The 12,490-nt window shown below is 52.6% G+C and carries 9 protein-coding genes; 3 read left to right on the top strand and 6 right to left on the bottom strand.

Features of this window, described 5'->3' with window-relative positions:
* Positions 1-79 precede the first annotated feature (79 nt).
* Positions 80-661, bottom strand: a complete 582-nt coding sequence (locus BD749_RS14645) for a hypothetical protein (protein ID WP_245869242.1) — start codon at positions 659-661, stop codon at positions 80-82.
* Positions 662-837: 176 nt separating this feature from the next.
* Positions 838-3,774, bottom strand: coding sequence for a WD40/YVTN/BNR-like repeat-containing protein (locus tag BD749_RS14640; RefSeq protein WP_101445666.1), 2,937 nt, complete (start codon positions 3,772-3,774; stop codon positions 838-840).
* A gap of 182 nt (positions 3,775-3,956) precedes the next feature.
* Between BD749_RS14640 and BD749_RS14635 the strand changes: the two genes are divergently transcribed.
* From BD749_RS14635 to BD749_RS14625, 3 genes are all read left to right on the top strand, one after another.
* Positions 3,957-5,933 carry a DUF2075 domain-containing protein gene (locus BD749_RS14635; RefSeq protein WP_101445663.1) on the top strand — a complete coding sequence of 659 codons (1,977 nt, stop codon included), beginning with the start codon at positions 3,957-3,959 and terminating at the stop codon, positions 5,931-5,933.
* A gap of 40 nt (positions 5,934-5,973) precedes the next feature.
* Positions 5,974-6,738, top strand: a complete 765-nt coding sequence (locus tag BD749_RS14630; RefSeq protein WP_101445661.1) for a ThuA domain-containing protein — start codon at positions 5,974-5,976, stop codon at positions 6,736-6,738.
* 77 nt (positions 6,739-6,815) lie between these two features.
* Positions 6,816-7,778, top strand: a complete 963-nt coding sequence (locus BD749_RS14625) for a YpdA family putative bacillithiol disulfide reductase (protein ID WP_101445659.1) — start codon at positions 6,816-6,818, stop codon at positions 7,776-7,778.
* Position 7,779: 1 nt separating this feature from the next.
* On the opposite strand, the gene BD749_RS14620 is transcribed toward BD749_RS14625, so the two are convergent.
* The 4 genes from BD749_RS14620 to fabG all read right to left on the bottom strand — a co-directional run bounded on the left by BD749_RS14620 (position 7,780) and on the right by fabG (position 12,320).
* Positions 7,780-8,490: a pseudouridine synthase gene (locus BD749_RS14620; protein WP_101445657.1), complete on the bottom strand. Its 711-nt coding sequence runs from the start codon at positions 8,488-8,490 to the stop codon at positions 7,780-7,782.
* Positions 8,491-8,657: 167 nt separating this feature from the next.
* Complete coding sequence (locus tag BD749_RS14615) at positions 8,658-9,272, bottom strand: GNAT family N-acetyltransferase (protein ID WP_245869239.1); 615 nt, start codon at positions 9,270-9,272, stop codon at positions 8,658-8,660.
* Positions 9,273-9,284: 12 nt separating this feature from the next.
* Positions 9,285-11,366 carry a hypothetical protein gene (locus BD749_RS14610; protein WP_101445655.1) on the bottom strand — a complete coding sequence of 694 codons (2,082 nt, stop codon included), beginning with the start codon at positions 11,364-11,366 and terminating at the stop codon, positions 9,285-9,287.
* Between the two features lie 207 nt (positions 11,367-11,573).
* A complete protein-coding gene (gene fabG / locus BD749_RS14605) occupies positions 11,574-12,320 on the bottom strand; it encodes a 3-oxoacyl-[acyl-carrier-protein] reductase (protein ID WP_101445653.1) in 747 nt (248 codons plus the stop codon).
* Positions 12,321-12,490 lie beyond the last annotated feature (170 nt).

Below are 12,490 nucleotides of genomic sequence, written 5' to 3'. Positions count from 1 at the left end.
GGTTTTTCATACAGGGGAGGTATAGCGCTTCAAAACAAAGAAAGGCGAATCGCTGATTATTGCGCCTGGCTCAAGGCAACTACCACCGCACATTTTTCAAGGTGATGCCCACCGCGGCCAGCCGTTGCCCATCAAGAAAGCTTTGCACGGAGCCCCGTAGACCGAAAGTGAGGTATTGTGTTGCTTTTACGTCCAGGTTTAGCGCCAGTACATAGCCTGCCTGCAGGCCGTTTCTGGAACGCATATCGGCGCTGAATTCTGTGATGTTCCCTTGCCCGTCGGTGTGTATCGAAAGCCCGTTCAGGTCGCGCTCGCTGGCATACCTCAGCACCGGACCCACAGCCGGGTAAATCTGCACAGGGCCCGCATTGAAGAATAGATTGTAAGACCCCTCGAGTGCCACCCCGTTTGACTTTTGAAAGGTTTCGTAGCCTTGTCCCCAGCGGCGGGTCTGCTCAATGTATGTGCCGCTAGCCATGATTTCAATACCCGAGCGTTTCGACAGGTGCGTTTGCATACCTGCCATAAACCAGTGGCCAGGTATATCGCCGTTGCCCGCATATACGATGCCGTAGCCCAATTTGGGTGCCCATTTGTCCTGCGCCATAACTGTAATAGAAGTGAAGAGAAAAAGGGCGAGAAGTAAAAGTTTGCTGTTCATAAAGATGAGTTAAGTGTTAGTATTAAATAATTGTTGCAGTATACGTATCTAATATAGTAAATATTTAATAACAAGATGTGTGCCAAGCCTCCTTTTATTCAGAGCTGTAGGTATAAAAAAGAAAGGCAGCCCCTCTCGGAACTGCCTTTGCCTTATCATATAGCCAAAGCTAAAAACTAGCCTCGGCTTCTTCTTTCGGGTGCTTTGAGTGTAAACTCCGACGTTGCTTTACCACCATCGGCTGTCTCTACTTCTACGGTATACTTGCCAGGCTGCAGGTAAATCACCTTGTTTGCAGCGGCTTCTACTTTCGTCGCTTCCTCGCCGTCTTTCTTGCTGCCGTTTAGAGCGGTTTCGTAGGCTTTGGCTTTGGCCTCGTCTACCGAGAAGTTATAAGTCACGTAGTTCAGGCCGCGCTCATTCTCGTCTTTCAGCTCCTTCAGCACCTGGCCCTTATCCGTTTTGATGCGGATAGTGGTGGTACCTGCCTGGGCGGTGTAGAACGGAATCTCCAGTGTCGACTCGGCTGGCTCACCCCAGGCGCCCCAGGTTTGTCCCCAGCGCGGGTTGTAGTTCGTCGGCTGGAAGGCAAACAGGTGAAGTTTCTGGTTCTGCACTTCTGGCGTGAGTTGCTGCAGGTGCTCCACATTGGCGATGTAAATCGAGCGTCCGTGCGTGCCCACAATCAAATCGTTATCGCGCGGGTGCACCACCAGGTCGTGCACCGACACAGCCGGCATGCCGTTGCGCATCTGCATGAAGGTCTTGCCGCGGTCGAGCGAAACGTACAGACCGTGGTCGGTGCCTACGTACAACAGATTCGGGTTCTTCGGGTCTTCCTTCACCACGTTGATGGCCTCGGCAGGCAAGTTGGTGCCCAGGCGCTCCCACTTCTTGCCGTTGTCTTCCGACACATACAGGTAGGGCGTGAAATCGTCCCAACGGTAGCCGTTGAGCGAGGTATACACACGGTTCTCGCTGTGGTTAGAGGCCACGACCGTAGATACCCACATGTGCTGCGGCAGTTTTTTGGAGATGTTCTCCCAGGTATAACCGCCGTCTTTCGACACATGAATCGCGCCGTCGTCGGAGCCCGTATAGAGCAGGCCGAACTTCAGCGGAGATTCGTCGATGCTGGTTAGCGTGCCGTAGCCCACGTCGCCTTTTAGGCCGCCGTTGGTCAGGTCGCCTGAGAGGGTTTGCATGTCCTCGCCCTTCTTCATGGAGCGGTGGAATTTGTTGGAGCCGAAGTACAGAATATCCTGGTTGTGACGGCTCAGGTGTATCGGGCTTTCCCAGTTAAAGCGCAGCGGTGTCTCGCCCAGTTCGTGCGTTGGCTTCACGGTTACACGCTGCCCTGTGCGCTTGTCCACGCGGGCGTAGTTGCCGTACTGCGAGCCGAGGTAGATCGTGTTGTTGTCGCGGGTATCGATCTGCACCATCATGCCATCGCCACCGCCGAGGCGCTGGTACGGGTAGCGACCGCTTTGCGTCCAGGAGGTGTTGGCTTTGTAGTTGCTCGGTCCATACCAGGTACCGTTATCCTGCAGACCGCCATAGATGTTGTAAGGCTTCTCCATGTCCACAGCCACGGCATAGAACTGGCCCACGGCCGGTGTGTTGGCAATCGCCCAGGTCTTGCCGTCGTCGTAGGTGATGTTCAGGCCACCGTCGTTACCGTTGATGATGTAGCCCGGCTTGTCAGGGCTCACCCACAGGGCCTGATGGTCGGAGTGCACGTTGTCGCCCTCGATGTTGCGGAACGTCTTACCACCGTCGTCCGAAGTCAGGATAGGCACACCCAAAATGTAGATCTTATCCGGGTTGTAAGGCGCCACACGCACCACCCCAAAGTAGTAGCCGTAGCTCGAGTACATGTCGTCGATCGGCTTTTCGTGCGTCTTCTTCCAGGTCTTTCCTGCATCGTCAGAACGGTATACCTCAGCACCTTTCACCGGAGCTTCCGTGGTCACGGCCAGCGGGTCCTCCAGGTAGGAGGCCAAAGCAGCCGGTTTCAGTTTTCCGCTCTTCACATCGGCTTTTACCGTTTTGGCGGTATGCTTGGCGGGGAAGCGATTGTTGTCGAGGTAGTTGTTCAGGTCCTTATCGTTGAGCGCCAGGAATGCCTCTGTGCTCATGTTTTTGAACTGGTCTTTCTGCAGTTCACCGGCTTTCGGCTCTTTCTTCTCCACCTGGCGCAGCTCCTGGTTGTCCAGGAAAGCGTAAAGGATGTTCGGGTTGCCCGGATGGATGTCGAGACCAATGCGGCCCACGCCGGCAGAAGTAGGGAAGCCGCTGCCCTCGGTGCTCACTCGGGTCCAGGTGTTGCCGCCGTCCGTGGACTTGTGTATACCAGAGGTTTTGCCGCCCTCCACGAAGTCCCAGGCGCGGCGCTCGCGGTGCCACATGGCCGCATACAAATTGTTCGGGTTTTTCGGGTCAATCACCAGGTCAATGGCGCCTGTGTTGTCGTCTGTGTACAGCGTTTTTTTCCAGGTCTTGCCGCCGTCGGTGGTTTTATAAACGCCACGGTCTTTGTTGGGCGAGTACAGATGCCCCACAGCCGCTACCCAAAGGGTGTTCGGGTCGGTGGGGTGCAGCACGATGCGGCCGATGTGGTGCGTGTCGTCGAGGCCCATGTGCTGCCAGGTTTTGCCACCATCGGTGCTCTTGTATACGCCCACGCCCGAGTATGACGAGCGGGAGGAGTTACTTTCGCCTGTGCCTATCCAGATGGTTTCGTTGTTGTTCCAGTCCACGGCAATGTCACCGATGGTCATCACCGCCTCGTTATCGAAGATCGGCTCAAAGGAGATGCCGTTATTTGTAGTTCTCCAAAGTCCGCCAGAGGCATAGGCTGCGTAAAAATTGGTGGGGTCTTTCGGGTTTACATCGAGGTCGGTGATGCGGCCGCTCTGTACGGTCGGGCCCACGTTGCGGAAGGCCACGTTGCGGGCCAGGGAGCTTTGCTCGAGTTGCTGCCGCTTGTCGAATGCCTGCAGTCGTTCTTTGGCGGGTGTGTAGGCAGGCTGCTTGGGTGCTTTCTTCTGAGCCTGCACAGCGCCCCCGCTCAGGGCCACCAGCAGGGCTGCTGAAAGTATACGTTTTTGCATTGTGTAGTTGTAGGTAAAGGTTCGCGTAGATTAGCTTGTGTGTCTAAAGCTAAGGATTTGAACCCAATTATGGAAGAAAGAGCAGCCCTGTAAAACATTTGTTATATTGAATCCTCAATATATGTAACATTAGGCTCAAAGGCCGTCTGCTTTCATTCCTTTACTTGTCTAAAAGACCCAACATGAGATCGTACTACGCAGGTACACTAGCTAGTTTTTTAACCGACGAGAGCGAAAAGATCTTCGGGTTACTGAGCAAAAACCATGGGCATGCGCTGGAGGATCAGCAGAAAAATGCGTGGGTCTTCCAGATCGATCACCTGAAGACTTGTCTTAATTCCTGCCGTAGCGGAAACATCTTTTTCGAGTTTGCTATACCTAGAATGGGAAAGCGGGTGGATAATGTTTTGGTGATCGACGGGGTCATCTTTGTGATCGAGTATAAAGTGGGAGAGAAGCATTACCCGAAACATGCCCTGGATCAGGTGACTGATTATGCACTCGACCTGAAGAATTTTCATGCTGCAAGCCACGACAAAATGATCGTCCCGATCCTGGTCTCCACCTCAGCCCCATCAGTTGAAAACGAGATTCGGCACCATGATGACCATGTGTTCTTGCCACTCAAAGCCAACAGCTATACCTTACCCCACGTCATCGATGCAGTGCTGGCAAACGTTGCGCCACAGCAATTCTGTGTAAATGATTGGCAACAGGCCGCATACAAACCAACCCCTACTATTGTAGAGGCAGCGCAGGCTTTGTATAGGGGGCACAGCGTGCAGGAAATCTCCCGATCGGATGCAGGAGCAGAAAATCTCTCCAAAACTGCAGCCTGTATAGCCGACATTATCGACCGTGCCAAGACAAATTCGCTCAAGGCGATTTGTTTCGTTACCGGCGTGCCTGGTGCTGGCAAAACATTGGCTGGGCTCAACATTGCGACCGAGCGCAACAAAGTAGCTGAGGAGGAGCATGCTGTTTTTCTATCTGGTAATGGGCCTTTGGTTGATGTGCTTCGGGAGGCTTTGAGCCGGAACAGGGTGGAGGAGGCCAAAGGGGCGGGAGAGAAACTCTCAAAGATAGATGCCGAGCGAAACGTAAAGAGTTTTATTCAGAACATCCATCATTTCAGAGACGCTGCGCTGGTGGATAATGAAAAGCCACCGATTGAAAAAGTAGTCGTGTTTGATGAGGCACAGCGCGCCTGGACAGCCGAGCAGGCATCCAGCTTTATGCGGCGCAAAAAAGGAGTCGCTGATTTTGACAAATCAGAACCGGAGTTTTTGATCAGTGTCATGGATAGGCACCAGGACTGGTGTACGATTGTCTGCCTGATTGGCGGCGGCCAGGAGATTAACACCGGAGAAGCCGGGCTAGGTGCGTGGTTTCAGGCACTGCAGCAGAATTTTCCGGACTGGGAAGTGTATTACTCCAGTCATGTGCTGGATAAGTATGAGTATACCTGGAGCCAGAATTTGCTCCATGAATTGGCCGCTGAAAAGGCTTTTGCACGGGACGATCTTCATCTGGCTGTCTCGGTGAGGTCGTTTCGCTCTGAAAGATTGTCGGATTTTGTGCGTGCGCTGATAGCTGGAGAAGAGCAGGAAGCTGCAAGTCTGTATGGAGCCATTCAGCATAACTATCCCATTGTTCTAACCAGAGATCTCGCCAAAGCCAAAAGATGGCTAAAAGGGCAGGCCCGTGGCTCAGAAAGGTATGGCTTACTGGCGTCTTCCGGAGGGTATAGACTGAAGCCCTTTGGTGTGCATGTGAAAAGTAAAATCGAAGCGCCCATCTGGTTTTTGAACGATAAAGAGGATGTGCGGGCTTCTTACTTTTTGGAAGAAGTAGCTACCGAGTTTGATATACAGGGACTAGAGTTGGATTGGAGCTGCGTATGCTGGGACGGTGATTTCTCGTATCAGAATAACCAGTGGGTTTGCCGGAAATTTAAAGGCACGAAATGGCAGAATGTCAACAGTCGGCTCGCTTCTATTTACCTGGCTAATGCGTATCGCGTATTGTTAACAAGGGCTCGCCAGGGTATGGTACTGTTTATACCTTATGGTGATAGTGAAGATCACAGCAGGCAACCTGCGTTTTATGATGGTACTTATGATCTCTTAAAAAGAATCGGGATTCCGGAATTAGTATAGTGCTTTTGATGGAGCCTATAGACCTTATTTACTTGCACCTATGAAGTATACCCTGCTCCTATACCTGCTGGTATGGTTTTTAGCTGGCAGCTTTCAAGCCTGTAACTCAAAAGATCATCCTTTGTCGACACAGCCTGAGGAAGATCAGCTACGCATTCTTGTTTTCTCCAAAACAGCGGGATTTCGGCATGCCGCTATACATGCTGGCAAGGAGGCGCTGCTGAAGCTAGGGTTGGAGCATCAGGTAAAAGTAGACACAACCGAGAATGCAACCTATTTTGTGGCAGATTCCCTGCAAAAGTATCAGGCTGTTGTGTTTCTGAACACGACGCTTGATGTACTGAACCCCGAGCAGCAAACAGCCTTCGAAAATTATATCAGGGGTGGAGGAGGCTTTGCGGGTATACATGCCGCAGCTGACACCGAGTATGACTGGCCCTGGTACACAAAACTTGTTGGAGCGCAGTTCGAAAGCCATCCTGAAGTGCAACGGGCAGTGGTAGCTGTGGTGAACCAAGCCCACCCGGCCACAGCAGGACTACCAGCCAGATGGGATCGGACCGATGAATGGTATAATTTCAAAAACCTGAATCCGGAGGTACAGGTATTGGCCAAACTCGACGAATCAACTTACAGAGGGGGCAAGCACGGGAATGATCACCCGATTGCCTGGTACCATGCTTACGATGGGGGCAGGGCTTTCTATACCGGCCTGGGCCATACCGAAGAAAGTTACAGTGAGCCAGCTTTTCTACAGCACATGTGGGGAGGCATTGCCTATGCCATGGGAAAAGAACGTGAGTAAATTGAGCTAACTTGCGTATTACTCTTTCATAAACTCCAGCATGCGGCAGTTTTTCTACCATAACCAGGCACGTAACAGTGAATAACACATTCGATATATTGATAGTAGGCGGCGGCCCCATTGGTTTAGCCTGCGGACTGGAAGCTGAAAAGGCAGGGCTTTCTTACCAGATCATCGAGAAAGGCACCATTACCAATTCCCTTTTCAATTACCCGCTCAACATGACCTTCTTCTCCACGGCTGACCGGCTGGAGATAGGCGGCTTTCCCTTTCCGTCGATTCACCCCAAACCTAACCGAAGCGAGGCACTGGAGTACTACCGTCGGGTGGCTGACATCGGGCAACTGAACATCCTGCTGTTTGAAGAAGTGACAGGTATAAGCCGGGAGGGTGCGCTATACCTGACCAGCACCAGCAAAGGCAACTACCAGTCACGTTATGTAATTCTGGCAACCGGCTTTTACGACATCCCCAACCTGCTGGCTATTCCTGGCGAGGATTTGCCCAAAGTGCGCCATTACTACTACGACCCGCATTACTATTACAAGCAGAAAGTACTGGTGGTGGGAGCCAATAACTCCTCGGCCGACGTAGCCCTGGAGACCTGGCGCAAGGGGGCTGAAGTTACCATGGTGGTGCGCGAAAGCGAGCTGGGCCGCATCAAATACTGGATCAAACCCGATCTGGAAAACCGGATCGCTGAAGGCAGTATCAAGGCCTATTTCAACTCCAAGCTGACCGAAATTCGGGAGCAGGAAGTTGATATCCAGACGCCGGAGGGCAAAGTAACGATCCCCAACGACTTTGTGATGGCCATGACCGGCTACCAGCCCAACTTTGCCTTTTTGGAGAAGGTGGGGGTGAAGCTGTCGGATGACTTCTACCGGCACCCATATCACAACCCCGAGACCATGGAAACCAATTTGCCCGGGCTATACCTGGCGGGCGTAGTGTGCGGCGGCATGGAAACGCATGTGTGGTTTATCGAAAACTCCCGGGAGCATGCTGTGAAGATTGTGCAGGATATACTCAAAAAATAAGTTATCGGTCGATACGCTTCTTTCGGCTGGAATTGTTGCGGCTGTCGTAGTGCCTGCCACCATTGCTTTTGCGGGCACTGCCTGGTCTGTTAATCGCGCCTCCGGCTCCCTTTGGTCTGTTACTGGTTCCAAAACTACTGCCCGCAGTCAGGCTTTTAAGCCTGGCCGCTTCTTCTTCGGTCAGTTCCCGGTATTCGCCGGGTTGCAGTTTGCCCAGGTTAAGTGGCCCAATGGCCGGCCGGATCAGGCGCAGGGTCGGGAAGCCTACCGCGGCGGTCATGCGGCGCACCTGCCGGTTCATGCCCTGCGATATTTTAATTTCTACCCAACTCGTCGGGATTTCTTTCCGGAAACGAATTGGTTTGGAGCGCTCCCATACCTGTGGTTCGTTTTCCAAAAGCATGGCCTTGGCAGGGGCCGTCCTTGTATTTTTGATCGTCACACCGCGCCGCAGTTCCTCCAGCGCTTCTTCGGTAGGTATACCATCCACCTGCACCCAATAGGTTTTCTCAATTTTGAATTTCGGGTCAGACAGACGATGCTGCAGCGTTTTGTCATCGGTGAGCAGCACGAGGCCCTCGCTGTCGTAATCCAGTCGGCCAACGGGATAAATGTTCGGCACATGCACAAAATCCTTGAGCGTGGCACGGCCAGCTTCGTCGGTAAACTGTGTCAGGACTTCGTAAGGCTTATTAACGAGAATGTATTTCAAGTTTAAGAATTTAAGAGTTGAGAGGTACTTAGGGTTAAAAAGGTAAAAAGTTGGGAAGGTAGAAAGTTGAGGTATGAAGTAGTGGGGCTACGTAGCCTTTCCGTTTTCCTGTAGGCAGAGGTGGCGACCCACCCAATGCTGCACCTAACCCTCAGCAATTTAATTATTTACACCTTCTCCGGATAACGAATTTGAAACTGTAGGTTCCATGATTGTTTAAGTCGGTCGTAATCGGGGCGGATGATGGAGTAGAGCACTGAGTCTTCGTTCAGGCCATTCACCACATAATGCTCCCGGATCACGCCTTCCAGCTGCATCCCAAACCGTTTGAGCAGTTTAATGGAAGGCGTATTGTAATCGGCGGCCAGGGCTTCGACGCGTCGCAGGCCCATCTCCTCGAAGCCATAGGCGATGATGGGGCCCAGGGCCTCCTTCATGTAGCCCTTCTGTTTGTAGCTGTCCTCGAGCAGGGCGTAGCCAACTTCGGCCCGGCGGTGGCTCACAATCCAGGTATGATAGCCGCAGCGGCCGAGCACCGTACCGTTTTCCTTGTGTAGGATTCTGAAATTCTTGAAGGAGTGGAAATAGGTGGTTAGCCCTTTGCTATACTTGTCTTTCTCCTCTGCCAACTCAGCCGCATTCTTCAGCCCGAGGTAAGCGCTTATTTCCGCATCGCTGCAGGCGGTGAACAGGTGCTGGTAGATGGCAGGCGTTAGTTCGCTCAGGTAGAGGCGCTCTGTTTCGAGTACAACAGGGTGGGGGAATGCCGGATCTTTCATCATGCTACAGTAAAGCTAGTAACTTCCATTGTACTTCCGCACAAACCACTCGCTACATACCAGCGCCAGGATCACGAAGAACAGCCACTTCAGGTCTACCAGGTCATTCAGGGATTCCGTGCTGTAAATCAGGTCTTTGTGCTCTGCCTGCAGGATGTCCTGCTCGAGCTGCTGCAGCTGGGCCGGGTAGTAGAGTTTGGAGCCAGTATTGGTTCCCAGTTGGTAGAGCAGGTTGTGGTCGGCCACGGCATGCAGCGCTTCCAGTTGTTGTTCTTCTACCACAAATTCGCCTTTGTCCTGCTGCAGCGACCCGTTGATGCGGGCCGAGGCGTTGTAGGTATAGCGGCCGCCCGGCAAGGTGCCGATATTCACCCCGGACTGGTTCTCGCCGTTGGCAAACTCAAAGGACTTCTCTGCCCCTTCCGCGTCTCGAATCTTGAGGGTAATGTTCTGACCATAGATGGGCTCCAGCGCTTCGTTATAGGCTTCAGCGGAAAATCGGATTTCGTCGGAGTTGCTGTACTCGTTCAGCTGCGGGTATACGTTCAGGCGCTTTTTGTTGCGGGGAGCGGTGAGCAGTTGCACCAGGTTGGTGATCAGCTTGTCGTATACAGCGGCGTTTTCGTGGGTGGCTGTTTCGGTGAGGCGCCATTGCCAGGTACCAGATGCCAGCAGGGCTGCATTGCGTCTGTCTCCCACAGTTTGCACGGTGAGCAGCGGTTTGTTCGTGCGCACGCGGCCTACCTGCTGGTAGAGCACCGTTTCCGTATTAGGCGTGAGCTGATAATCGCCGTAAGGCACCGTAGCAGGCGGATACTGCTGCAGTCGCTCGGTGGCCTCTTCAGCTACTTTAAAGGTACTGAAGTTCGGGTTGATGACGCTGGTTACCTCGTCGGACTGGCCTGGTGTGTTGATGCGGATGCCGACGTTGAGGCGGTTGAAATTGCCAATGTCGCTTTGCGGGCCCACGATGTAAAGAGCGGGCAGGTTCTTCTGGCGCACGAGGTTAAGCGCGGCATCGCCACCGGCTGTGCGGCCCGGCAACTGGTGCAGCACCGCTACATCATAGTCCTGCTGCTTCAGGGTAGTCAGTCCAGGTATAAACAGCTCCGTTTCATAGTTCTCGTTCGACTCGATGGCAGCACGCAGCGCCTTGATGTCCGGGTGCGGAGAAGCGGCGGCCACCAGTACTTTAATCTTGCCTTTTACCACATCGATGTAAGCGCTCCGCGAGTTGTTCAGTTCCGTAAACTCACCCTGCTGTGGCAGCACTTCCACCTCGTAGTGACGCTTGCCTAATCCACTGGCCATTACCTGGAACGGCACCTGCTGCAGTGGCTGGCCGGCTTTGAGGGTCACGGTTTTGCGGTCAATTACTTTTTTGTTTTCCTTCAGCTGCACCGTCACAGTCCTGCCATCGAAACCCTGCTGCTGCAGCTCGGCCTCCAGCGGAAAACGATTGCCACTATAGTTTACCTTGTTATAGCGCATAGAGGCCATCACAATATCTTTCTTAGGCACAGTATCGCCGACGGCGACCGGGTAGATGGTGTAGCTGTAGTTGCTGTAGGTAGGAGAGGTGCCCTGGTTCACGATGCCATCCGTGAGCAACACAACGCCAGCCAGGTTCTGCTGCTCAAAGTCGAGCTGCACGTTGCGGAGCAATTCGCTCAGGTTAGTGCTCTCGGCCTCATACTTTAGGTCGCTTAAGTTTTGAGGAGCATCGGATGCGCCCAGCACCCGCACTTCGGTCTGTATCCCTTGCTCCTGCAGTTTGTCACGCAAACTCTGTAAGGCCTGCTGCGCCTGCTGCAGCTGTACCGAGTCCGAAAACAGCGCCACAGACTGTGAGTTATCCATAGCGAACACGATAGTGGGCGCCTGCGTGCTGTTTTTGACGTAGCGTACCAGGGGGCCGAGCAGCAGAAAGCACAGAAAACTCACCACCACAAAGCGCACTGCCGCCAAGGTATAGTTTATACCTTTCGACCAGGGCATACGCTTGCTATACAGCAGCCAGGCATAGAGCGCACCAACAGCCAGACAGGCCAGGATCAGCCAGGGCGAATAGGTCGTTATGAGGCGGAAAGAATCCAAAGAGTTTGGGAGTTAAAAAGTTTAGGAGTTTGAGAAGTACTCCTTCTAAAGAATCAAATAATCTCAAGATTAAAGATAAAACAAAAAGACCAATGCTACTAACGTAAACGCCACAGCATTGGTCTTTTTATTAATGACTTATGATGAATGAATAATGAGAAATTTTTAGTGCCTCAATCATTCACTCAATCAAAAATCACTCACTTATTACGTCAGCATGCCGCCGTCTACTTGCAGCACCTGGCCAGAGATGTACGATGACTGGTCTGATGCCAGGAAGGCTACGGCATTGGCCACATCTTCTGGCGTACCGCCACGCTTCAGAGGTATAGCTTTTCTCCATTCGTCTACCACTTTCTGGTCGAGCTCGCCGGTCATTTCAGTTTCGATGAAGCCAGGGGCTACAGCGTTGCAGCGGATGTTGCGCGAACCCAACTCCAGCGCTACCGACTTGGTGAAGCCGATGATGCCTGCTTTAGAAGCAGAGTAGTTGGCCTGTCCGGCATTACCTTTTATACCTACCACGGACGTGATGTTGATGATCGAGCCGCTCTTGGCGCGCATCATGTGCTTGGTGGCACCTTTGGTTAAAGCAAATACAGATTTCAGGTTGGTATTGATCACCGCATCCCACTGTTCTTCGGTCATGCGCATCAGCAGTCCGTCGCGCGTGATACCTGCGTTGTTCACCAGGATGTCGATCTTGCCAAACTCGGCTACCACATCCTCGATCAGCTTTTCAGCCTGCGCCATGTCAGAGGCGTCGGAACGGAAACCTTTGGCTTTGCCGCCGTTGGCAGTCAGTTCCTGCTCCAGGGCCTGGCCTTTTTCAACGCTTGAGAGGTAGGTGAATGCTACCTGTGCGCCCATCGCTACCAATTTCTCGGCGATGGCGCGACCTATACCTTTTGATGCCCCGGTTACGAGGGCTACTTTTCCTTCTAGTGCTTTCATAAGGGTCAAAGTTATAAAAGATTTTTTTATTCAGAAGAGCCGCCGCATCCTCCAGTTTTATTTAGCTCTAATTTTCTGATTGCTAGTTATTTGCATTGCTATATATGTGGAAATGTACAATTGGAGATGATGCCTTGAAAAGTGTTTGATGCTATATTCTGTACCTGAAT

The sequence above is a fragment of the Pontibacter ramchanderi genome (genome assembly GCF_002846395.1).
In the GTDB taxonomy this organism is placed as follows: domain Bacteria; phylum Bacteroidota; class Bacteroidia; order Cytophagales; family Hymenobacteraceae; genus Pontibacter; species Pontibacter ramchanderi.
Note: the sequence above shows the minus strand (reverse complement) of the source record. Positions and strands in the feature narration are given on the sequence as shown.

Bases quoted from the DNA above. Each gene is read 5' to 3' on its own strand.
- fabG (WP_101445653.1), bottom strand. From the start codon at position 12,320: ATGAAAGCACTAGAAGGAAAAGTAGCCCTCGTAACCGGGGCATCAAAA.
- BD749_RS14615 (WP_245869239.1), bottom strand. From the start codon at position 9,272: ATGATGAAAGATCCGGCATTCCCCCACCCTGTTGTACTCGAAACAGAG.
- BD749_RS14630 (WP_101445661.1), top strand. From the start codon at position 5,974: ATGAAGTATACCCTGCTCCTATACCTGCTGGTATGGTTTTTAGCTGGC.
- BD749_RS14640 (WP_101445666.1), bottom strand. From the start codon at position 3,774: ATGCAAAAACGTATACTTTCAGCAGCCCTGCTGGTGGCCCTGAGCGGG.
- BD749_RS14645 (WP_245869242.1), bottom strand. From the start codon at position 661: ATGAACAGCAAACTTTTACTTCTCGCCCTTTTTCTCTTCACTTCTATT.
- BD749_RS14635 (WP_101445663.1), top strand. From the start codon at position 3,957: ATGAGATCGTACTACGCAGGTACACTAGCTAGTTTTTTAACCGACGAG.